The organism is Micromonospora sagamiensis, assembly GCF_014680085.1.
GTDB lineage: Bacteria > Actinomycetota > Actinomycetes > Mycobacteriales > Micromonosporaceae > Micromonospora > Micromonospora inyonensis.
Genome location: NZ_AP023438.1, coordinates 4,949,239 through 4,970,860, shown reverse-complemented (window position 1 = coordinate 4,970,860; position 21,622 = coordinate 4,949,239). Strand labels below are relative to the sequence as shown.

Sequence of the window (21,622 nt, the reverse complement as noted above, 5' to 3'; positions counted from 1 at the left end):
CGTTCCGTCGTCCCGCGCGGCCGGCGGTATCGAAGGTCGGCTGTCAACATGCGTACCGCTCGACGAGTTCCGCGCCGAGACCACGACGAGGATCGCGCAGCACGCGCCGGTGGGACAGGGGGCGCTCGACCGAGCGCGAAGGGATCTCGGGCAGTAGGTTTACGGGGTGACTGGACGGTTCCCGATCGAAGACATCACCCCCTCGGTGGCCTGCGGTCGCTACCCGGCCAAGGCGGTCGTCGGCGAACTGGTGCCGGTGGCCGCCCGCGCCTACCGGGAGGGGCACGACGCGCTGGGCTGCGCGGTGCGCTGGCGGGGCCCGGACGGGCGGGAGCGCCCGGCGGTGCGGATGCGTCCCGGCGAGCCGGGGCAGGACCACTGGCACGCCACCATCCGGCCGGACGCCGTCGGCCGCTGGTCCTTCACCGTCGAGGCGTTCTCCGACCCGTATTTGACCTGGCAGAACGCGGTGACGAAGAAGATCGCCGCCGGGCAGGGGGCGGCCGAGCTGGCCAACGACCTGGCCGACGGGGCGAAGGTGCTGGACGCCGCCGCGACGACCGTACCGAGGGACGAGCGGAAGCGGGTCCGGGCAGCGGCGAAGGCGCTGCGCGACGGGAAGCTGCCGGTGCCGCGCCGGGTGGCTCCGGCCCTGGAGCTGGCCGAGCTGCTCTGGGCGCATCCGGTCCGGGAGCTGGTCACCCCCGCTGACGAGTACGCCCTCTGGGTGGACCGGCCGCGGGCGCTCTTCTCCGCCTGGTACGAGTTCTTCCCGCGCTCCGAGGGGGCGATCCCGGCCACGGTCGACGCGCCGGCCCGCTCGGGCACCTTCGTCACCGCGATGGAGCGGCTGCCCGGGGTCGCGGCGATGGGTTTCGACGTGCTCTACCTGCCGCCGATCCACCCGATCGGCCGGGTCAACCGCAAGGGCCGCAACAACACCCTGGTCGCCGGCCCGGACGACGTCGGCTCGCCGTGGGCGATCGGCGCGGCCGAGGGCGGCCACGACGCCCTCCACCCCGACCTGGGTACGCCGGAGGATTTCCGCGACTTCGTCGCCGCCGCCGCCGAGGTGGGGCTGGAGGTGGCGATGGACCTGGCGTTGCAGTGCGCGCCGGACCACCCGTGGGTCACCGAGCACCCGGAGTGGTTCACCACCCGCGCCGACGGCACCATCGCGTACGCGGAGAACCCGCCGAAGAAGTACCAGGACATCTACCCGCTGAACTTCGACAACGACCCGGAGGGGATCCGCGCCGAGATCCTGCGGGTGGTGCTGCACTGGGTCGGCGAGGGCGTGAAGATCTTCCGGGTCGACAACCCGCACACCAAGCCGGTCGACTTCTGGTACTGGCTGATCGGCGAGGTCAAGAAGGTCGACCCGGACGTGCTCTTCCTCGCCGAGGCGTTCACCCGCCCGGCGATGATGCACGGGCTCGGCAAGATCGGCTTCACCCAGTCGTACACGTACTTCACCTGGCGGACCACGCCGGCCGAGATGCGGGCGTACTGCGAGGAGCTGGTCGCCTCGGTCGACTGGATGCGCCCGAACTTCTGGCCCAACACGCCGGACATCCTGCACGAGACGTTGCAGCACGGCGGGCCGCCGATGTTCAAGATCCGGGCGGTGCTGGCCAGCCTGCTCTCCCCCTCCTGGGGCATGTACGCCGGCTACGAACTCTTCGAGCACGAGGCCCGCCCCGGCGCGGAGGAGTACCTCGACAACGAGAAGTTCGAGCTGCGCCCCCGGGACTGGGCCGGCGCGCAGGCGCAGGGCCGCTCGCTGGCGCCGTTCATCGCCACGCTCAACCGGGTACGCCGGGACCACCCCGCCCTGCACCGGCTGCGCAACCTGGTCTTCCACGAGATCGACAACCCGATGCTGCTCTGCTGGTCGAAGCGGGACGCCGAAACCGGCGACACCGTCCTGGTGGTCTGCTCGTTCGACGCGCAGAGCGTGCAGTGGGGCAACACCACCCTGGACATGCCCGCGCTCGGCTTCGATTGGCACGAGCGGTTCACCGTGCACGACGAGCTGACCGGGGCCAGTTACGAGTGGGGGCAGCGCAACGCCGTCCGGCTCGACCCGTACCTGCAACCCGCGCACGTGTTCACGGTGCGGCGGCCCGCCCCCACCGACCCTCCGGCCGCCGTCCCGGCCGCCCCGACCGAGCTGACCGTCGAGGCGGTGCCGGACGACCTCTCCGGCGGTACCGCACCGGTCGCCCCCGCTGGGAAGGATGTGGAATGGACCAGTTGATCGCCGGTGCGGCGCACGACCCGCACGCCGTGCTGGGGGCGCACCCCGCCGACGGAGGCACCACGATCCGCACGCTGCGCCGGGGCGCGGCGACGGTGGCCCTGCTGGCCGACGGTACGCGCCACGAGATGCGCCGGGTGCACGACGCGGGCGTGTTCGAGGTGACCGTGCCGGGCACCGTGCTCGACTACCGGGTCGAGGTGGACGGCACCGCGCACGACGACCCGTACCGCCACCCGCCCACCCTCGGCGAGCTGGACCTGCACCTGATCGGCGAGGGGCGGCACGAGCGGCTCTGGGAGGCGCTCGGGGCGCGGGTCACCGACGCCGGGGTGGCCTTCGCGGTGTGGGCACCGAACGCCCGGGGCGTCCGGGTGGTCGGCGAGTTCACCGGCTGGGGGCCGGACGACGGCTGGCCGATGCGCTGCCTCGGCTCCAGCGGGGTGTGGGAGGTCCTGGTGCCCGGGGCGACCGCCGGGCAGCGGTACAAGTACCGCATCCTCGGCGCGGACGGCCGCTGGCGGGACAAGGCCGACCCGATGGCCGCGTACGCCGAGGTGCCGCCGGCCACCGCCTCGGTGGTGCACCGGTCGACGTACGAGTGGTCGGACGCGGCGTGGCTCCAGCGCCGGGCGAAGCGGCAACCGCACCAGGAGCCGATGAGCGTGTACGAGGTGCACCTCGGCTCGTGGCGGCCCGGCCTCGGCTACCGGGAGCTGGCCGAGCAGCTCACCGCGTACGTCACCGACCTGGGCTTCACGCACGTCGAGTTCCTGCCCGTGATGGAGCACCCGTTCGGCGGTTCCTGGGGCTACCAGGTCACCGGCTACTACGCCCCGACGTCCCGCTTCGGCGACCCGGACGAGTTCCGCCACCTGGTCGACACCCTGCACGCCGCCGGAGTGGGCGTCCTGCTGGACTGGGTGCCCGCGCACTTCCCCAAGGACGACTGGGCGCTGGCCCGCTTCGACGGCACCCCGCTCTACGAGCACCCGGACCCGCGTCGCGGCGAGCACCCGGACTGGGGCACGTACGTCTTCGACTTCGGCCGCCGCGAGGTGCGCAACTTCCTGGTCGCCAACGCGCTCTACTGGCTGGACGAGTTCCACGTCGACGGACTGCGGGTGGACGCCGTCGCGTCCATGCTCTACCTGGACTACTCACGCGGCGAGGGGCAGTGGGAGCCCAACCAGTACGGCGGCCGGGAGAACCTGGAGGCGATCGCCTTCATGCAGGAGGTCAACGCCACCGTCTACAAGCACCACGCCGGGGTGGTGATGATCGCCGAGGAGTCGACCGCCTGGCCGGGCGTGACCCGGGCGACCAGCGAGGGCGGGCTCGGCTACGGGTTCAAGTGGAACATGGGCTGGATGCACGACACCCTGCTCTACACCTCGAAGGACCCGATCTGGCGGCAGCACCACCACCATCAGCTGACCTTCTCCCTCGCCTACGCCTTCAGCGAGAACTACGTGCTGCCGATCAGCCACGACGAGGTGGTGCACGGCAAGGGCTCGCTGGTCGGCAAGATGCCCGGTGACCTGTGGCAGAAGCTGGCGAACGTGCGGGCGCTGCTGGCGTACATGTGGGCGCACCCGGGCAAGCAGCTGCTCTTCATGGGCTGCGAGCTGGGTGACGAGCGGGAGTGGAGCGAGGAGCGTGGCCTCGACTGGTACCTCCTGCACGACCCGGCGCGGGCCGGGGTGCAGCGGCTGGTCAAGGACCTGAACGCGGTCTACCGGGACACCCCGGCGCTCTGGGCGCAGGACACCGAGCCGGCGGGCTTCCGCTGGATCGCCGGGGACGACGTCGCCAACAACACCGCCTCCTTCATCCGGATCGCCCCGGACGGCTCGACGCTGGTCTGCGTGGCGAACTTCTCCGCCCGGCCGCTGCACGACTACCGGATCGGCCTTCCGGCCGGCGGCACCTGGACGGAGGTCGTCAACACCGACGCGCACCACTACGGCGGCTCCGGTGTGGGCAACCTCGGGTCGGTCGTGGCGGAGTCGGTCCCGTGGCATGGCCTGCCCGCGTCCGCTCCCCTCCAGGTCCCCCCGCTCGGCGTGCTCTGGCTCCGCCCCGCCTGACGGTCGACGGTGATCGTGGTGGGAAACGGCCCCTCCGGGGGCACCTTCCCACCACGATCACGCCTCACTGGAGGCAGGCGTCTGCGGCCCGCGCGCACGCTTCCGTGATCTGTCGCACCGTTTCGTCCCGATACGGCGTTACCGGCTTCTTTGAGGACCAGATGAAGGCCGGGCCGGTCGGGAGGACGACCCGCACGAAAACAGTGCGCCCGGACCTCGTCCTGATCCTGACCCCCGCCCGGCCCACCGGCTCGACCGTGGCAACGTCCCGCAGGTCGATCCAGCGTCGCTGCACCGCGCATTCGCCAAACCCCGGAAGTTTCAGGAGCCGCGCCGGGGCGAACACCAGCCGGACGTCGGTGAGGACGAGCAGCACGCCGACGAAGGCCAGACGGGTACCCGGAACGGGAAAGTAGGCCCGCTGGGTGAGGTGTGTCCGCTCCCAGGTGAACAGGGGCGGCATGGCGTACGTCAGCATGGTCCGCCTCTCGTCGACCGACCGTCACCCGCCGCCGAGCAGCAGTGGTGGCATGACGGCGGTCTTCGGAACTAAGAGCCAACACTTACCGAGGGTGTCTGGTGCGTCAAGAGGTGCAGAGCAAAGGGCGCGCAGGCAGACAGGTCGCATCAGCCAGAGTCACTCCCAGTGAAGCACCCTCGCTATTGCAGGTGCCCGATACGCGAGACGGAACCCAGGGGGACGCTCCCACCCGATCCGCGTCGGGGATCAGCTACGCCACGAGGTGGACGCCACGAAGGCGGCCCAGGCGGACGGCGCGAAGGCCAACCATCTGGCCGGGACGGTCATCCCGCCCCGACCGGGCCGCCGCGCCGCTCACAGGCGGGTGATGCGGACGGCGTCGGCGACGACGTAGCCGGTGGTGGCGGTCCACCGGCTCACCCCGACCACCTGGTGGGTGCCGGCGGCCAACGGATAGCTGCCCAGCGTCCGCCACTGACCGCCGCCGCTGCGCTGGTCGACGGTGACCGTCACGTTGCCGGTGCTGGTGGCCACCAGGTGCGGGGTGGCGCTGTTGTAGCCGGGGTCGGCCGGATACCAGACCTCCACCCGGTAGGTGCCGGCGGCCGGGATCGCGGCGCTGAACCAGGCCACGTCGCTGACCGACTGCGGGTTGGCGAAGCGGTAGTTCGAGCCGTACCGGGTGCTCAGGAAGGTCGAGGTGCCCCAGTTGGCGCTGGCGGTGAAGCCGCCGGTGGTGGCGTTGTCCACGATCACGCTGAACGTGCCGGAGCCGTCGCCGGGCACCGTCCGGGCCGCGCTCGGCGCGCTCTCGTGGTGCAGCCGGTGCAGGGCGGTGACCAGGTACCGGTAGGTGCTGCCGGCCGCCGCCGTGGCGTCGGTGAAGGTGCCGGTGGCCCCGGAGGCGCGGACGGTCGCGATCAGGTGCCGGCCGTCGGTCAGCGCGCAGGCGTCCACCGGTCCGTCGCCGGGGAGCCGGTACACCGCGTACCCGGTGGTGGTGCCGGTCGTCGGGCGCTGCCAGGTCAGGGTCACCCCGGCGCTCCCCCGCGTCGCGGCGGTGAGGGCGGGCGCGCCGGGCGCGGACCCGCCCCGGGCCAGCGGTACGGGCAGCAGGGCCGGACGGCTGTAGTGGTCGGTGACCACCCGGGCCACCGCGCCGATCCGGTTGGCGCGGACGTCCTTGGCGCTGAAGTGGATGTCCCCGACCACCTGCGGGTGGCTGCGGTTGAGCGTGAGGTGGCTGGTCAGTTCGTCGACGTCCTGCCAGGCCGCGTCCTGGCCGGAGGCGCCGGCCCGGTAGGTGGCCTGCCCGACGACGAGTTGCACGTTCGTCCCGGTGGTCACCTGCGACCACCAGCGCACCAGTTCGGCGTAGTCGGCGGCGGGGTGCCCGATGTGCCAGTAGATCTGCGGGGCGATGTAGTCGATCCAGTTCTGCTTCACCCAGCGCCGGGTGTCGGCGTAGATCGCGTCGTAGGACTGGAGCCCGTTGGTACGCGAGCCGAGCGGGTCGGTGCCGGCGTTGCGCCAGATGGCGAACGGGCTGATCCCGAAGGTGACCCAGGACTTCGCGGCGTGGATCTTCTGCCCCATCTCCTGCACCAGCAGGTTCACGTTGTTACGCCGCCAGTCGGCGATGGTGGCGAACCCGGCGCCGTACTGGGCGAAGGTGTCCTGGTCGGGGAAGTTCACCCCGCTGACCGGGTACGGGTAGAAGTAGTCGTCCCAGTGCACGCCGTCGATGTCGTAGCGGCGCACCGCGTCCATCATGGCGTCCTGCACGAAGGCCCGGACGGCCGGGATGCCCGGGTTGTAGTAGAGCTGGCCGCCGTAGCTCTCCACCCAGCTCGGGTTGCGCCGGGCCGGATGGCTGCTGGTCAGCCGGGTCAGGTCGGTGTGGTTGGCGACCCGGTACGGGTTGAACCAGGCGTGGAACTCCAGGTTGCGGGCGTGTGCCTCGGCGACCATGAAGGCCAGCGGGTCGTAGCCCGGGTTCGTGCCCTGGGTGCCGGTGAGCCAGTGCGACCACGGCTCGTACGACGACGGCCAGAAGGCGTCGGCGGTGGGCCGGACCTGCACGACGACCGCGTTCATCCGGTTGCGTTTGGCCAGGTCGAGCCAGGAGCGGTACTCGGCCTGCTGCTCGGCGACGGTGAGCCCGGTGCGGCTGGGCCAGTCCACGTTGGCGACGCTGGCGATCCACATGGCCCGGAGCTGCCGCTTCGGGGTGGCCGGGTCGACCGGGCAGGCCGCCTGCACGGCCACCGGGACCGTCGCGGCCGGCCCGGACGGCGGCGGGGACGCCGACGCGACCAGACCCGCGCCGAGGAGCAGCGCCGTCACCAGCGCGGTACGGACGAGGGTCGGGATGCGCGGAGCCACCATGAAGGAGATCTTCATCGATCTCTCGCCCCGGCGCAAGGATCCTTCATGGCCGGCTCCGGTCCCGACCGCCCGCCCGCTACCGGCACCGGGGCCCGGCGATCACCGCCCGCGCGGCTGGCTGAAGCGCAGCATGTTGCCGGAGGGGTCGCGGAAGGCGCAGTCGCGGACGCCATAGGGCTGGTCGATCGGCTCCTGCAACACCTCACCACCCGCGGCGCGGATGCGCTCGAACGTGGCGTCGCAGTCCTGGGTGCGGAAGATGACCCCGCGCAGCAGGCCCTTCGCCAGCAGTTCCGCCATGGTCTTCTTGTCGGCGGGCGAGGCGTTCGGGTTCGCCAGGGGCGGTTCGAGAACGATGTTCACGTCGGGCTGCGACGGCGCGCCGACGGTGATCCAGCGCATCCCCTCGAATCCGACGTCGTTGCGTACCTCCAGGCCGAGAACGTCCCGGTAGAAGGCGAGCGCCCGGTCGTAATCGTCGACGGCGATGAAACAGTCGGAAAGCGTGATGTCCATGCGTTTCACGCTACGGACGTCGGGACGGCCTTCGCTTCTCGATTCCTGACCGGTCGCGTGAAAATCTTGGCGACGCAGGCCGGAATGGCCGTGCCCTCGTCGTGGCGACGGGCCCGGTACGCGCTGGGGCTCTCGCCGACCAGCTCGGTGAAGCGCGAGCTGAACGACCCCAGCGAGGTGCAACCGACCGCGAAGCAGACCTCCGTCACCGTCAGGTCACCCCGCCGCAGCAGCGCCTTGGCCCGCTCGATCCGGCGCGTCATCAGGTAGCTGTACGGCGTGTCCCCGAAGGCGGCGCGGAAGCTGCGGGAGAAGTGGCCCGGTGACATGAGCGCGGCGCGGGCCAGCGCCGGAACGTCGAGCGGCTTCGCGTAGTCGCGGTCGATCAGGTCACGGGCCCGGCGCAGCCGGACGAGGTCCTCCAACGTCACGCGACCACCTTTCCACAGCGCCCCGGGGCCACCGGCCTGTCGTCGTGCCCGAGCCGTACGCGGCTCAGACCAGGCCGGCCTGGCGGAGGAGTTTCCACAGGCCGGCGCCGTCCGGGGCGGAGAGCCACTTCTGCCCCACCGGCCCGGACGACGACTCCTGCCCGGCCAGCGGCGCAGGGAGCGTACCGGCGAGCACCGACTGTGTGGGCGAGAGCCGCCGGATCGCCACGCCCGCCACGTTGGCCGGATGGGCGGCGGCGAACTCCCGGTAGATCTCCTGGTCGTGCTGGCCGTCGTCGCCGACCAGCAGCCACTTCACGTCGGGGAACTCGCTCGCCAGCCGGGCCAGGGTGGCCCGCTTGTGTTCCTTGCCGCTGCGGAACCACCGGTCGTGGGTCGGACCCCAGTCGGTGAGCAGCAGCGGCCCGGCCGGGTAGAGGTGCCGGGAGAGGAACCGGGTCAGCGTCGGCGCGACGTTCCACGCGCCGGTGGAGAGGTAGAAGACCGGCGCGCCGGGGTGCGCGGTGACCAGGCGTTCGTAGAGCACCGCCATGCCGGGCACCGCGTTGCGGGCGTGCTCGTCGAGGACGAAGGTGTTCCAGGCGGCGAGCAGGGGTCGGGGCAGCGCGGTGACCATCACCGTGTCGTCGATGTCGGAGAGGATGCCGAACCGTACCTGCGGGTCGAGGATGCGCACCGGCGCCTCCACCGGTTCGGCGTCGGCCATGCTCAGCCGGACCGACCCCCACCCCGGGGGCAGGTCGGCCTTGACCACCGTGTTGACGAAGCCGCTGCGGTCGGCGCGCGCCTCGTGGCGGACGCCACCGGCCTCGATGGTGACGGTCACCCGTTTCGCCGGCAGGGTGGTGAAGCTGCGCCAGCCGCGTACCTTCTCCAGCCGCCCCTTCTTCCGGTTGTCCGCCCGGCCGAGCAGCACCCGGCACATCACCCGCACCCAACCCGGGCCGCCGTACCCCGTGTACGCGATGATGTTGGTCTGCCAGCCGGTGCGACGCAGGCGGCGTTCCACCAGCCGGTGGACGGCGTCTTCGATCCGAGCGGCGCGGTGCAGGCTGGGTACGGCGAGCTGGCCGGCGGGAGGCGTGGACACGCTGACACCCTGCCACACCCGCCGCCAGCCGGCCACGCGAGCGGCCATCCCGCCCCTCACCTGCGCCGATCCACCTCCCCCGGCCGGCTCCCCGTGACACACTTTCGCTCGCAGGGCGGCGACGGGGGCGTTCGGCGATGGCGACAGGCGTACCACGGTGGGTTCCGGCGCTGGACCGGCCGGCGCTGGTCGCGCTCCTGCTCGGCATCGCGGGGGTGGGCTACCGGCTGGTGCTGACGGTGCACACCGTCCCCGCCGGCAACAGCGACGAGGCGACCTTCGGTCTGGTCGCGCTGCACGTCGCCCAGGGCCGCGCGCACCCGGTCTTCCTGTACGGGCAGCGGTACATGGGGGTGCTGGAGTCGTACCTGGCGGCGCCGCTGGTCGCCGTCGCCGGGCCGTCCTGGACGGTGCTGCGGCTGCCCCTGCTGGCGCTCTACGCCCTGTTCGTCTGGCTGATGTACCGGTTGACCCGCCGGGTCTTCTCGCCCTGGTTCGCGGTGCTGGTGGTCGGCCTGCTGGCGCTCGGCACGGAACGGGTGGTCCGGGACCAGATGACCGCCGTGGGCGGACGACCCGAGGTCAAGGTGGCGGTGGCGGCGATGCTGCTGGTCGCGGTCGGGCTCGCCGAGCGCACGGTCCGGCACCGCCGGCTGGCCGTGGGCCTGTTCGGGCTGCTCGCCGGGGTGGCCACCTGGTCGGACTGGCTGATCGTGCCCTACCTGGCGGTGGCCGGTCTGGTCCTGGGGTACGCGCTGCGTCGGGAGCTGGTCGGCTGGGCGGCGGTGCTGCTGCTGGCCGGGTTCACCGTCGGGGTGTTCCCGATGCTCTGGGACAACCTCACCGCCGGGCCGGGGCAGGACTCGCTGTCGGTGTTCCGCCGGGTCGACGCGACCGGCGGACCTCCCGGTCCGCTGGCCGGGCGGATCGTCGGCGGGCTGACCGAGGGGGTACCGCTGGCCAGTGGGTTCTGCCCGGCGGAGGGCTGCGCCCGCTGGCAGGAGTGGTTCGGCCTGCTCTACCCGGTGCTGCTGGTGCTCGCCGCCGGGCTCGCGCTGGTCGCGCTGCGCCGCCGGGTCATCCACCCGGTCCGGCCGGTCGTGACGCTCGCCCTGGTCGCCGGGGCGGCGTTGACCCTGTTCGGGTACGTGCGCAGCCCGCTGGCCGCGTCCGATCCGCTCTCCAGCGCCCGCTACCTGTCGGTGCTCCAACTGTCCCTGCCGGCGGTGCTCTGGCCGCTGTGGGTGGCGGCGGTGTCCTGCTGGCGGGGCACGGCGGGGGTGGCCGGGCGGCTCGCGGGGGCCACCGCCACCGCCGTACTGGCCGCGCTGACCGTCACCGCGCTGGTGGCGACCGGCCAGTTCGCCACCGGCACGGGCGGCATCCGCGCCGAGGAACGTCAGGCCCGTCGGGTCGCCGAGGTGCTGCGCGCCGCCGGCCCCCGCCACGTGTACGGCGACTACTGGACCTGCCACCGGCTCACCTTCACCACCGCCGAGGAGGTGCTCTGCGGGGTACTCGACGACGGGCTGTACCCGGGGCAGAACCGCTACCCGGCGTACTGGCGGGCGGTGGGGCGCGCCGAGCGGCCCGGGTACGTGCTGCGGGCCGGATCGCCCGCCGAGCGGCGGCTGACCGAACTACTCGCCGCAGGCGGCGTCCCGGCCACGGTCACCGACGTCGGCGACTACCGGGTGTACCACCCGGCCACCGCCGTGCGCCCCTGGCGGTGAGCGCTGTCGTCCCCGCCGGTGGCATCCGGGTACGCCGCTGTCCGGCCCACCGGTGGGCAACGGGTGCGTCGCTGTCCGTCCCCGCCGACGGGGCCCGGGTAGGCTCGCCCGGCCAGCGTCCCACCGGCCCGTGAGGGGTGCCTCCCGATGCTCATCCTGCTGCCGCCCTCGGAGCGCAAGGCCGACGTCCGCGCCGGGCGGCGGCTCGACCTGACCCGGCTCAGCCTGCCCGAGCTGAACCCGGCCCGGGAGGAGGTGCTGGACGCGCTGGTCGCCGTCGCCACCGCGCCGGACACCGACGTCGAGCGGGAGGTGCTGCTCACCGGCGCCCAGCGGGACGACATCGCCCGCAACGCGCGACTGCGCCGGGCGGCCACCGCCCCGGCGGCGGCGGTCTACACCGGGGTGCTCTACGAGGCGCTGGACCTGGCCACGCTTCCCGCGCCAGCCCTGCGAGCCGCCCGCCGGCAGGTACTGGTCTCCTCCGGGCTCTGGGGCGCGGTACGCCTCACCGACCGGATCCCGCCGTACCGCTGCCCGATCGGGATCACCCTGCCCGGACCGGGGACGCTGACCGCGTACTGGAAGCGGGTGCTGGCACCGGCGATGGAGGCGGCGGCGGCCGACGGACCGGTGCTCGACCTGCGCTCCGCCGCCTACGCGGCGACCTGGACGCCCCGGGGGGAGCTGGCCGGGCGGACGGTGACCGTGCGGGTGCTGCACGAACGGGAGGTCGACGGAGTGGTGACCCGGTCGGTGGTCAGCCACTTCAACAAGGCGACCAAGGGCCGGCTGGTTCGTGACCTGCTCACCGCCGGGATCCGCCCGCGCGACGCGGCCGAACTGGTCACCGCGCTGCGCGACCTGAAGTACACGGTGCTGGAGGAACCGGTCACGCCCGGCCGGCCCCGCCGCGTCGACGTGGTGGTCACCCGGCTCTGACCGTGGGTGACCGACGACCGGCCGGCACCTCCGCCGCACTCGTCACCGGGGCGCGGCAACGCAAATTTTGCTCAAGGCTTGCGCCGATCGGTACCGCGCGGGCCCCCCACCGTCCACGGTAGGGATACCCCGACGAGTGGAGGAGCGGTCCCCGATGGAAACCACCCTGCTCGACCGGCCCCGGGCCACGGCGCACCCGCCGCCGCTGGACTGGCCGACCGTGGCCGACGCCTTCGAGGTCGCCTGCCTGCTGCGCTGCATGCCCCTGCCGGCGGGTCCCCGGGGCCGGCATCCCGGTGAGCCGTACCGGAGCACCGTCGAGTTCAACCGCGAGGACGCCGCGCTGCGCATGCGGCAGTTGCTCGGTCGGCTCGGCGTCCCGGTGGAGCACGAGATCACCGTCGGCGGTCTGCGCCGCCGTTACGAACTGCACCAACTACGGGTACCCGCGTCCGCCCGGACCGCCTACGCGACGCTGCTCGACACCGGGTGGCGGCAGGGCCGACGGGAACTGCTCGGCGGACCGGTGCCCGGCGCGTCCGCGGCCCGTCGGGTGTGGCGGTCCCGGCTGGCCGCCGCCGCCTGGCGGTCCGCGCTGCTGGCCGGTGGCCGGCACGTCCGCCGGCACATCCTCGGGGTCCGCCTCACCGACCGGGAGCTGGCCGCGGTCCTGGTCCGGGGTGCCGCCCTGCTGGAGGTTCCCGCCACGCTCCGCCCCGGGGCCGGCTGCTTCGTGGTGAGCGTCGCCGACGGGGCGGACCGCAACCGGATCCTGGAGAGCGCCAGCCTGAACCCCGCCCCGGTGGCCGCCCCGGCCGGGGAGACCGCCTAGCGTCCGCGCGACGGCGGGTTGCCAACCGGGGCTGTCCGGGCGCAGAGTACAGCCGGTGAACACCGTGCCCTCCGCCTCCGGCCGGCGGCCGGCGGTCGCCCTCGCGCTGCTGGCCGTACTGGTCGGGGCGGCTGTGCCGGCGTTGGCCGGGTGCCGCGACGAACCGGTCGAGCCGGTCCGGATCCGGATCGCCACCGGCAGCCCCACCGCGGTCTACCACGCCTTCGGCCAGTCGCTGGCGACCATCCTCAACCGGGAACTGCCCGGGGTCCGGGCGACCGTGGTGGTGACCGCCGCGTCGGCGGAGAACGTCCGGCTGGTCGCGGCGGGCGGGGCGGAACTCGGTTTCACCCAGGCCGACGTCCTCTCCGGGACCCCGGACGCCCACCCCGGCGTGGTGGCGGTGGCCCGGGTCTACGACGACCTGCTGCACCTGGTCACCAGCGCCGAGTCGCCGATCCGGACGGTGGCGGACCTGCGGGGCCGGCGGGTGTCGGTGGGTGCCCCCGGTTCGGGCACCGGGATCACCGCGGGCCGGCTGCTCGACGTGGCGGGGCTGGACGGCGGCGTGGTGCGACGGGAACGGCTCGGGCTGGACGACTCGGTGGCCGCGCTGCGCGACGGGCGGATCGACGCGTTCTTCTTCTCCGGCGGCCTGCCGGTACGGGCGATCGAGCAGCTCGCCGGCACGGCCGGGATCCGCCTGGTCGACCTGGGCGAGTGGACCGAGCCGTTGCGCCGCAGCCACCGGGAGGTCTACGTCTCCCGGGATATCCCCAGCTCGGCGTACGGCGCGGAACCGGTGACCACCGTGGCGAACCCGAACTACCTGGTGGTCGGGGCGGACGTGCCGGAGTCCGTGGTGCGGGAGGTGACCCGGCTGCTGATGGAACGCCGGGAGGAGCTGGCCGCCGCGCATCCGGCCGCCGGTCGGATGAGTGCCCGCTCGGCCATCGCCACCGTCCCACTCCCCCTGCACCCGGGCGCGGCGGCCTGGTACCGGGCGAACAAGCCCTGACCACGCCCGGCCGGCTCAGGGCGCCGCCGCGCTCGGCCCGGCCGGCTCAGGGCGCCGCCGGCTTCCGGTCCGGCTGGCACCCCGGCGGGCCGGCTCCGGTCGGCGCGGTGGGGAACCACAGCTCGGCGACCAGGCCGCGCGGCTCGCCCCGGCGCATGGTGAGGTGCCCGCCGGAGGCGTCCACCAGCACGGCCACGATGGTCAGTCCGAGCCCGGCCCCCTCGACGTTCTGCGCGTCCGGGGCCCGCCAGAAGCGTTCGGTCGCCTGCGCGAGCTGACTGTCGGTCATACCCGGACCGGTGTCGGCGACCACCAGGGTCACCCCGTCCTCGGCCGGCTCGACGGCCACCGTCACCGCGCCCCCGGCACCACTGAACTTCACCGCGTTGTCGATCAACGCGTCCAGGGCCTGGTCGATGGCGGTGGGCACGGTACGGGCGTACCGGGGGCCGGAGGCCGCGACCAGGCGCAGCGTGACCTGCCGGCGGCGGGCCAGCGGCTCCCAGGCGGTCACCCGGGAGGCGGCCACCACCACCGCGTCGACGGTGACCAGCCGGTTCTCCTCCCGCTCGGCCCGGGCCAGGGTGAGCAGCGCGTCGAGCACCTGGGCCAGCCGGTCGGTCTCCTCCAGGGCCAGCCGGTGCTCGGCCCGCCCCTCCGGGTCGGTCAGGCTCGGCCCCAGCTCCTCCACCCGCAGCCGCAGCGCGGTGAGCGGGTTGCGGAGCTGGTGGCTGGCGTGCGCGACGAAGGCCCGCTGCCGGTCCATCACGTCGGAGACCACGTCGGCCATGTGGTTGAAGCCGGCCGCGAGGCGGCGCAGCTCCGGCGGCCCGAGCCGGTGCTGGACCCGGGCGCTGCGATCCCCCTCGGCGATCTCGTGGGTCACCGCGTCCAGTTCGATGACCGGGCGCAGCACCCAGCCGGCCAGCCCGAACGCCGTCGACACGCAGGCCAGCACGGCGAGCAGCCCGATCGCCGCGAGCACCAGCCACCAGGTCGTGACGGCGCGGCGGACCGCGTCGACCGGGCTGGTGGTCACCACCGCGCCCAGCACCTCGCCGCCGTCGTTGATCGGCACCGCCACCACGATCGGTCCGTCCACCCAGGGCCAGACCGACTCGGCACCGGTGAACTGCTGCCCGGAGAGCGCGACCCGCAGGGCCAGCTCGGTCGTCGGGGACGACCGGTAGCCGTCGGAGACCGCCACCGTCCGCAGCTCCCGGTCGACCACGGCCGCGCCGATGCCGTACAGGCCCTCGTAGCTGCCCAGTTCCCCGTCGAGCTGACCGGTGCCGCCGCCGCGCAGGGCCGGGCCGGCGAGCGAGGCGAACCGGGTGGCGTCGGCGAGCCGGTCCGCGCGGACCCGGTCGGTCTCCCGGTTGGCCAGGGTCACCGCGAGCGGGGTCTCCAGTGCCACCAGCACCAGCGCCATCAGCAGCAGGTAGCTGATGACCAGCCGACGGCGCACCTCGGCCTCACTCGGCGCGGAGCCGGTAGCCGACCCCGCGCACGGTCTCCACCAGCCGCGCGTCGCCCAGCTTGCCGCGCAGCGACCCGACGTGCACCTCGACGGTGTGCCGGTCGGCCCAGGTGGTACCCCAGACGTCGAGCAGGATCCGCTCGCGGGGCACCACCGCGCCGGGCTGCCGGGCGAGCGACACGAGGATGTCGAACTCCTTGCGGGTCAGGGTGACCGACCGGTCGTCGACGGTGACGGTCCGGGCGGCCACGTCGATCCGGAGCCCGCCGGCGGTGATCCGGTCCAGTTCCGGGGCGGCGCGGGCGGCGCGGCGCAGCACCGCCTCGATCCGGGCCTGCAACTCGACCATCGAGAAGGGCTTCACTACGTAGTCGTCCGCGCCGAGGCGCAGCCCGAGCACCCGGTCCCGCTCCTCGCCCCGGGCGGTGACCGCGATGATGCCGATCTGCGCGCTGCGCCGCCGCAGCTCCCGGCACAGTTCGGTGCCGTCCCCGTCCGGCAGGGTCAGGTCGAGCAGGACCAGGTCGCACGGCGCGGCGGCCAGCGCCGCCGCCACGGTCGCGGCGTGCTCGACCTGGTAGCCCCGCCGGGTCAACGCCGACGACAGGGCCGCCGCCACCCGGCGGTCGTCCTCCACCAGCAGGACCCGCACCCGCACCTCCACTGTTGAGCCCCCGGTCAGCGAATGGTGCCAGACCCGCTGGCGTCACGACACCCCCGGCCGGGGACCGCACCGGGCACCGGCCCGTCCGCGCGCCGGCAGTGACGGCGGGAGTGACGGCGGGACCGGCCGCCCCGCCGGCCGGTGGGACAGCTCGGGTGGACGGCGTTGCGGCGGGTGAGCGTCGGGAGCGGGCGGGGCCGCCGGTTATGCTTCCCGCTGCCGTGGTGCTCCCCGGTGACGCGCGCCGGGACCACGGGTGACCGAGCACGTGCGCCGGCTCCGGGCGGGTCCGTCCCGCCGGTCGCCGGCCGTACGCCACACCGGCGCGGACGCGCCCTGCTGACTGTGAGTGGAGCCCATGAGCCAAGGAACCGACCAGGTCTTCGTGCACCCGACGGCCGACGTCGAGGAGGGCGCGCGGATCGGCGACGGCACGAAGGTCTGGCACCTGGCGCACGTCCGGTCCACCGCGCGGATCGGCGGCGGCTGCGTGATCGGCCGCAACGTCTACGTCGACAGCAACGTGGTCATCGGGGACCTCTGCAAGGTCCAGAACAACGTCTCCGTGTACCAGGGCGTGACGCTGGAGGACGAGGTCTTCGTCGGCCCGTGCGCCGTCTTCACCAACGACTTCCGCCCCCGGGCACAGAACCCGGACTGGGAGATCACTCCGACCGTGGTACGCCGGGGCGCGTCCATCGGCGCGAACGCCACCCTGGTCTGCGGGATCGAGGTCGGCTCGTACGCGATGATCGCCGCCGGTTCGGTGGTGACCCGGGACGTCGCCCCGTACCAGCTGGTCGCCGGTAACCCGGCCCGGCCCAAGGGCTGGGTGAACGAGAAGGGCGAGGTGGTCTCCCGGGACCCGGCCAACCCGCCGGCTGGCGTCTGAGGTGGTAGGAGGGGTCCCCTGTTACCGCTTTTTGTCGTGCAGGGGTCCCCTCCTACCACCCGGCGGCAGCGACGGACCGGCGGCAGTCGGCGCGGAGAGCGAGGACGCGCCGGCGAGGGGCCGGTGACGCGAACGGGCCCCGACCGGATCGGTCGGGGCCCGTGTCACGTGGGACGCGGTCCGGCGGGCCGGACCGGTGCGGCTCAGCCGCCGATGACGACGCGCCGGACGTCGGCCCAGCGCGCCGGATCGGTCACCCGACGGCCGTCGACAAGCACCCGCACGTCGGGCAGGTCGGTGGCGGCCAGGGACCGGTACTCGGCGTGGTCGGCCTGCACGACGGCGGCGGTGACCCGCTCCCCGGCGTAGGCGGGCAGCCCGTGCGCGGTCAACTCCTCGGCGGTGTACATCGGGTCCGAGACGTACGGCTTGGCGCCCCGGGCGCGCAGCGCCTCCACCGTCGGGAAGACCCCGGAGAAGGCGGTCTCCTTGACCCCGCCCCGGTAGGCGGCACCGAGCACCAGCACCTCCGCCCCGGTGAGGTCGCCGTACGCGGCGGCGAGCAGGTCGACGGCGTACTCCGGCATGGCGGCGTTCGCCTCGCGGGCGGAGCGGACCACGGTGGCGGCGGGGTCGTTCCACAGGTACATCCGGGGGTAGATCGGGATGCAGTGCCCACCGACCGCGATGCCCGGGGAGTGGATGTGGCTGTACGGCTGGGTGTTGCAGGCCTCGATGACCTTGGTGACGTCCACGCCGACGGTGTCGGCGAACCGGGCGAACTGGTTCGCCAGGCCGATGTTGACGTCCCGGTAGGTGGTCTCGGCGAGCTTGGCCAGCTCGGACGCCTCGGCCGAGCCGAGGTCCCACACGCCGTTCGGCTTGCCCAGGTCCGGGCGCTCGTCGAAGTCGAGCACCGCCTCGTAGAAGCGGACGCCGTGCACGGCGGACGCCTCGTCGATGCCGCCGACCAGCTTCGGGTAGCGGCGCAGGTCGGCGAAGACCCGGCCGGTGAGCACCCGCTCGGGGCTGAACACCAGGTGGAAGTCCGTGCCGGCGGTGAGCCCGGAGCCCTGCTCCAGCATGGGCGCCCAACGGTTACGGGTGGTGCCGACCGGCAGGGTGGTCTCGTAGCTGACCAGGGTGCCCGGCTTGAGACCGGCGGCGATGGCCCGGGTCGCGTCGTCCATCCAGCCGAAGTCCGGCACGCCCTCGGCGTCCACGAACAGCGGTACGACCACCACGACGGCCTCGCTGTCGGCCACCGCGGCGGCGGTGTCGGTGGTGGCCGAGAGGAGACCGGCCGAGACCACCTCCTTGAGCTTGACGTCCAGATCGGCTTCCCCGGGGAACGGCACCGCGCCGTCGTTGACCAGGCTGACCACCCGCTCGGAGACGTCGGCACCGATGACCCGGTGCCCCTTCGTCGCGAACTGCACGGCCAGCGGCAGTCCGATCTTCCCGAGGGCGACGACGCAGATGTTCATGTCTACTACTTTCCTCCTAGTGGAAGCCTGCGCCGCAGGCGGGCCATCACCCGGCGTGGCGTCACAGGTGCTACGGCGACGATCAGTTGACCCTTGTGGTTGGTGGTGGCGGTGAGGACGTGCAGGCGTGCGCCGCGGCGGACCACCACACGCTGGGGCACCGTCCGACGGGGACCGCGCAGGGGGGCCGTCCCGGTCGTACCGAACGCGTCGATCCGCGCCTGGATGAGTCGAAGCTTACCGCCGGGAGCCAGGTCGGTGAGGAGACCGGCCAACAGGATGCGCGCCCGGATGGTGGTGCCGGTGATGTCCGGGACCAGCTCGGTGCTCTCCGCCGGCACGTCGCCCGCCACGATCTTCAACGCCGAGGCGAGGTGCGGCAGGTCGGGGCGGGGGCTGCGGGCGGTCACCACGAGGGCGCGGGTGCCCTCGAAGGCGACCGAGACGGTGTCCAGCCGGGCGATCCAGTCCGCGGCGCTGCCGGTGATCTCGAACCACTGGTCCGGGATGCCGAGACGGGGGTCGCGGAAGCCGGGGTAGTCGGCGTACCAGCGGTCGTCCTCCACCACCGCGGGTGGGTTGCCCTGGTCGGCGTCCTGCCGGATCACCGCGAGCAGGTCGTCCAGCTCACCGTGCCAGGCCAGGGCGAGCCGGACCCGGGTCTCGATGCCGATCTGGTCCCGGATCGTGTCGGTGAGGTACCGCTCGGCCAGCGACCGCACCCCGGCCTGGACGCTGGCCTGGGTGGGCCGGTCCAACGCCAGGAAGTCGTTCTCCAGCAGCCGGGCGACCTCCCAGGCGAAGTGGCGCAACAGCACCGCGTCCCGCCGGGGACCGGCCTCGATCAGCCCGCCCACGAAGTCCATGATCGACTCGGCGCAGTGCAGCCGTTCCAGGTGCCGGCTCTTGTAGGTGATGTTGTGGGCGTTGAACCGCCGTACCGCGAAGTAGTAGTCGTAGTCGGCGAGCACGGAGACCCGTCGGGCCCGGTAGCAGGCCTCGATGGTGAACGGCTGGTCGCTGCCGACCGGCATGTCCTCCGGGTAGCGCAGCTTGTGCTGCTCGATCAGGTCCCGCCGGAACAGCTTGGTGTTCGACAGCGAGAACGGCAACGGGGAGGTGAACAGGTCCACCTCGGGCTGGGTCGACTCGTAGATCGCCTGGTGGATGTACCGGCTGTTCACCCCGACCATCCGGCCCAGCACCACGTCGGCGTCGTACCGGTCGGCGGCGGCGACGAGCCGTTCCAGCGCCTCCGGGCCGAGGTAGTCGTCCGACCCGATGAAGAAGACGTACCGGCCGGTGGCGACCTCCAGCGCGCGGTTGCTCGGTTTCGCCGGTCCGCCGGAGTTCGCCTGGTGGATCACCTTGACCGTGCCCGGGTACGACCGGGCGAACCGGTCCAGCTCCCGGCCGCTGCCGTCGGTGGAGCCGTCGTCCACGGCGACGATCTCGAGCCGGTCGAGGCCGATGGTCTGCTCCACCACCGACGTCAGACACCGGGTCAGGTAGGGCATGGTGTTGTAGACGGCGGTGATGACGGTGACGTCGGGGACGGTCACGTGCCGGCCCCCACCGCCGGCCGCGCGGACGCCGGACCGGCCGGGTCCGCCCCGGCAGCCGGTCGCACACCGGGCGGTGTCGGCCCGGGCCGGTCCGGCAGGAGTCGGCGGTAGACGCCGTCCAGCACCTCGGCCTGCGCCTCCCAGGTCCAGCTCTCCAGCAGGCCGGGTCGGTCGTACGCGGCACGGTAGCGCGCCGGGTCGGCGAGCACCGCACGGACGGCCCGGACGTAGTCCGCCACGTCCTCGGCGCGGAACACCTCACCCTGGCCGGTGGAGCGCACCGTACCGGCCATCGTCCGCACGTCGCTGACCACCAGCGGCAGCCGGGCGTGCGAGTACTCGAAGAACTTCGTGATCAGCGCGATCTCGTGGTTGGGCCAGTGGTGGATCGGGATCACCCCGACGTCGGCGGCGGAGAGGAAGGGCACCACCTGCCAGTGCGCCACGTACGGCAGGGCGTGCACCCGGTCGGCGACGCCGCGCCTGGTCGCGCGGGCGAGGACCTCGGTCATGTAGGGGCCGGCGGGCTTGTTGACCACCATCGCCACGTGCACCCCGGGCAGCTGCGGCAACGCGTCGACCATGGTGTCCAGGCCGCGCTGCCTCCCGGCCGACCCGCTGTAGACCAGCAGGGGCACCTCGGGGCCGATCCCGCAGAGGGCACGCAGGTCCGGTGCGGGTGCGTCCGGGGTCGGCTCACCGTGGTCGGCGGCCGGCGCGTTGAGCACCACGTCCGGCACGGCGGTCAGGCCGTGCTCCCGTTGCAGCAGCTCGGCCAGGCCGTCGGAGACGGTCATCACCGCGTCGGCGTACGGGGCGTACTCCCGCTCGTGGGCGCGGTGCGCGGGCAGCCAGCGGGCGTTGTCCTGCCAGGGCTTCACGCCGGGCAGGAACTCGTGCGCGTCCCAGACCACCTTGATCTCGCGTCCCCGCGCGGCGGCGCGGATCTTGGCGCGGGCGGCGACCCCGAGCATCCGGAAGTCGTTGGCGTGCACCAGGTCGGGCCGCAACTCGTCGACGGCCGGGCCGTAGGCCAGCTCGTAGTCCCACAGCCCCGGCTCCAGCCGCCGCCACGCGCCGTCGCCCTTCACCGTCTGCCAGAAGAGCGTGTACGCCCGGTCCCACGGGTTGCGGAACCGGCGGTGGGTGCGGGCCCGGGTGAGCATCCAGTACCGCCCCGACACCCAGGTGCGGGTCAGCTTCGCGGCGACCTGCTCGGCCCGGAGCGCCCGGCGACGCAGGCCGAGGCGGGGGGTCGCCGGGTCGGCGACGGCCAGCTGCGCGGCCCGGACGTCGAGGTCGGCCTGCCACGCCCGGACGGCCTGCCGCCGGTGGGCGGCGATCCCGCTCGGCGGGTACGCCAGCGGCCAGCGCAGCCAGGACCGCCGGAACTCGTGCCGGCGGCGGGCGAGCGGATCGGGCATCGCCAGCAGGCGCACCTCCGCGTCGCCGAGCCGCCAGGACTGCGCCACGCCTCCGGGGGCCCGCCCCAGCAGGACGACGTCCCAACCGGCGTCGGCAGCCGAACGGGCTGTCTTCTGGACCCGGGAGTCGCCGTGGACACCGTTGTCGACCAGCATGACGATCCGTCCCCGGGTGCCGGCCGTACCGTCAGATCCCATCATCCGCCCGTCTTCCGTCCCTCGCCGCGGCCCCGGCGAGTCTACGACAAGCGCTGCGAAGGGCCAGCCGCCCTGTCCGCCGTGTCCCCGCCGCGGGGAGTGTCCTGGTT

Annotated in this window: 17 protein-coding genes; 7 read left to right on the top strand and 10 right to left on the bottom strand. The window is 73.3% G+C overall.

The window, feature by feature from the left end; all coding sequences use genetic code 11:
* The first annotated feature begins 166 nt into the window (after positions 1–166).
* Together IGA62_RS21945 and glgB are read left to right on the top strand one after the other, a co-directional pair.
* Positions 167–2,260 (top strand): alpha-1,4-glucan--maltose-1-phosphate maltosyltransferase, encoded by a 2,094-nt coding sequence (locus IGA62_RS21945; RefSeq protein ID WP_145819057.1) that lies wholly within the window; start codon positions 167–169, stop codon positions 2,258–2,260.
* Positions 2,248–4,350 (top strand): 1,4-alpha-glucan branching protein GlgB, encoded by a 2,103-nt coding sequence (gene glgB / locus IGA62_RS21940; protein ID WP_145819058.1) that lies wholly within the window; start codon positions 2,248–2,250, stop codon positions 4,348–4,350. Before IGA62_RS21945 ends, glgB begins: the two co-directional genes overlap by 13 nt.
* A gap of 64 nt (positions 4,351–4,414) precedes the next feature.
* Here glgB and IGA62_RS21935 read toward each other — a convergent pair whose 3' ends face one another.
* The 5 genes from IGA62_RS21935 to IGA62_RS21915 all read right to left on the bottom strand — a co-directional run bounded on the left by IGA62_RS21935 (position 4,415) and on the right by IGA62_RS21915 (position 9,325).
* Positions 4,415–4,828: a hypothetical protein gene (locus tag IGA62_RS21935; protein ID WP_145819059.1), complete on the bottom strand. Its 414-nt coding sequence runs from the start codon at positions 4,826–4,828 to the stop codon at positions 4,415–4,417.
* A gap of 357 nt (positions 4,829–5,185) precedes the next feature.
* Complete coding sequence (locus IGA62_RS21930) at positions 5,186–7,234, bottom strand: family 10 glycosylhydrolase (RefSeq protein ID WP_232624738.1); 2,049 nt, start codon at positions 7,232–7,234, stop codon at positions 5,186–5,188.
* Positions 7,235–7,318: 84 nt separating this feature from the next.
* Positions 7,319–7,735 (bottom strand): VOC family protein, encoded by a 417-nt coding sequence (locus IGA62_RS21925; protein ID WP_145819060.1) that lies wholly within the window; start codon positions 7,733–7,735, stop codon positions 7,319–7,321.
* A 5-nt stretch (positions 7,736–7,740) separates the two neighbouring features.
* The gene (locus IGA62_RS21920; protein WP_091462968.1) at positions 7,741–8,166 is read right to left on the bottom strand and encodes a helix-turn-helix transcriptional regulator; all 426 of its coding nucleotides are present in this window, start codon (positions 8,164–8,166) and stop codon (positions 7,741–7,743) included.
* A 64-nt stretch (positions 8,167–8,230) separates the two neighbouring features.
* Positions 8,231–9,325: an App1 family protein gene (locus IGA62_RS21915; protein WP_232624737.1), complete on the bottom strand. Its 1,095-nt coding sequence runs from the start codon at positions 9,323–9,325 to the stop codon at positions 8,231–8,233.
* An 89-nt stretch (positions 9,326–9,414) separates the two neighbouring features.
* Between IGA62_RS21915 and IGA62_RS21910 the strand changes: the two genes are divergently transcribed.
* The 4 genes from IGA62_RS21910 to IGA62_RS21895 all read left to right on the top strand — a co-directional run bounded on the left by IGA62_RS21910 (position 9,415) and on the right by IGA62_RS21895 (position 13,802).
* The gene (locus tag IGA62_RS21910) at positions 9,415–11,010 is read left to right on the top strand and encodes an ArnT family glycosyltransferase (RefSeq protein ID WP_145819062.1); all 1,596 of its coding nucleotides are present in this window, start codon (positions 9,415–9,417) and stop codon (positions 11,008–11,010) included.
* A gap of 147 nt (positions 11,011–11,157) precedes the next feature.
* A complete protein-coding gene (yaaA, locus tag IGA62_RS21905) occupies positions 11,158–11,952 on the top strand; it encodes a peroxide stress protein YaaA (protein ID WP_145819063.1) in 795 nt (264 codons plus the stop codon).
* Between the two features lie 154 nt (positions 11,953–12,106).
* Positions 12,107–12,784 carry a hypothetical protein gene (locus tag IGA62_RS21900; protein WP_145819064.1) on the top strand — a complete coding sequence of 226 codons (678 nt, stop codon included), beginning with the start codon at positions 12,107–12,109 and terminating at the stop codon, positions 12,782–12,784.
* A gap of 55 nt (positions 12,785–12,839) precedes the next feature.
* Positions 12,840–13,802: a TAXI family TRAP transporter solute-binding subunit gene (locus tag IGA62_RS21895; protein WP_232624736.1), complete on the top strand. Its 963-nt coding sequence runs from the start codon at positions 12,840–12,842 to the stop codon at positions 13,800–13,802.
* Between the two features lie 46 nt (positions 13,803–13,848).
* Here the strand turns inward: IGA62_RS21895 and IGA62_RS21890 are convergent, their stop codons facing one another.
* Both IGA62_RS21890 and IGA62_RS21885 read right to left on the bottom strand, forming a co-directional pair.
* Entirely contained in the window at positions 13,849–15,270 is a 1,422-nt protein-coding gene (locus IGA62_RS21890; RefSeq protein WP_145819065.1) for a sensor histidine kinase, read from the bottom strand.
* A gap of 7 nt (positions 15,271–15,277) precedes the next feature.
* Positions 15,278–15,934, bottom strand: a complete 657-nt coding sequence (locus IGA62_RS21885) for a response regulator transcription factor (protein ID WP_145819066.1) — start codon at positions 15,932–15,934, stop codon at positions 15,278–15,280.
* A 370-nt stretch (positions 15,935–16,304) separates the two neighbouring features.
* On the opposite strand from IGA62_RS21885, the gene IGA62_RS21880 reads away from it, so the two are divergent.
* On the top strand, positions 16,305–16,838 hold the full coding sequence (locus IGA62_RS21880; RefSeq protein ID WP_091462963.1) for an acyltransferase: 534 nt from the start codon (positions 16,305–16,307) through the stop codon (positions 16,836–16,838).
* 203 nt (positions 16,839–17,041) lie between these two features.
* Here the strand turns inward: IGA62_RS21880 and IGA62_RS21875 are convergent, their stop codons facing one another.
* Genes IGA62_RS21875 through IGA62_RS21865 form a run of 3 tightly spaced genes read right to left on the bottom strand, consistent with a single transcriptional unit; the run spans position 17,042 to position 21,470 of the window.
* Positions 17,042–18,325, bottom strand: a complete 1,284-nt coding sequence (locus IGA62_RS21875; RefSeq protein WP_145819067.1) for a nucleotide sugar dehydrogenase — start codon at positions 18,323–18,325, stop codon at positions 17,042–17,044.
* 5 nt (positions 18,326–18,330) lie between these two features.
* Complete coding sequence (locus IGA62_RS21870; RefSeq protein ID WP_145819068.1) at positions 18,331–19,887, bottom strand: glycosyltransferase family 2 protein; 1,557 nt, start codon at positions 19,885–19,887, stop codon at positions 18,331–18,333.
* The gene (locus tag IGA62_RS21865; RefSeq protein ID WP_145822079.1) at positions 19,884–21,470 is read right to left on the bottom strand and encodes a glycosyltransferase family 4 protein; all 1,587 of its coding nucleotides are present in this window, start codon (positions 21,468–21,470) and stop codon (positions 19,884–19,886) included. Before IGA62_RS21865 ends, IGA62_RS21870 begins: the two co-directional genes overlap by 4 nt.
* Positions 21,471–21,622 lie beyond the last annotated feature (152 nt).

Excerpts from the sequence above, each read along its gene's own strand:
- glgB (WP_145819058.1), top strand. The coding sequence starts at position 2,248 with ATGGACCAGTTGATCGCCGGTGCGGCGCACGACCCGCACGCCGTGCTG.
- IGA62_RS21935 (WP_145819059.1), bottom strand. The coding sequence starts at position 4,828 with ATGCTGACGTACGCCATGCCGCCCCTGTTCACCTGGGAGCGGACACAC.
- IGA62_RS21930 (WP_232624738.1), bottom strand. The coding sequence starts at position 7,234 with ATGAAGATCTCCTTCATGGTGGCTCCGCGCATCCCGACCCTCGTCCGT.
- IGA62_RS21925 (WP_145819060.1), bottom strand. The coding sequence starts at position 7,735 with ATGGACATCACGCTTTCCGACTGTTTCATCGCCGTCGACGATTACGAC.
- IGA62_RS21915 (WP_232624737.1), bottom strand. The coding sequence starts at position 9,325 with ATGGCCGCTCGCGTGGCCGGCTGGCGGCGGGTGTGGCAGGGTGTCAGC.
- IGA62_RS21910 (WP_145819062.1), top strand. The coding sequence starts at position 9,415 with ATGGCGACAGGCGTACCACGGTGGGTTCCGGCGCTGGACCGGCCGGCG.
- yaaA (WP_145819063.1), top strand. The coding sequence starts at position 11,158 with ATGCTCATCCTGCTGCCGCCCTCGGAGCGCAAGGCCGACGTCCGCGCC.
- IGA62_RS21900 (WP_145819064.1), top strand. The coding sequence starts at position 12,107 with ATGGAAACCACCCTGCTCGACCGGCCCCGGGCCACGGCGCACCCGCCG.
- IGA62_RS21880 (WP_091462963.1), top strand. The coding sequence starts at position 16,305 with ATGAGCCAAGGAACCGACCAGGTCTTCGTGCACCCGACGGCCGACGTC.
- IGA62_RS21875 (WP_145819067.1), bottom strand. The coding sequence starts at position 18,325 with ATGAACATCTGCGTCGTCGCCCTCGGGAAGATCGGACTGCCGCTGGCC.
- IGA62_RS21865 (WP_145822079.1), bottom strand. The coding sequence starts at position 21,470 with ATGCTGGTCGACAACGGTGTCCACGGCGACTCCCGGGTCCAGAAGACA.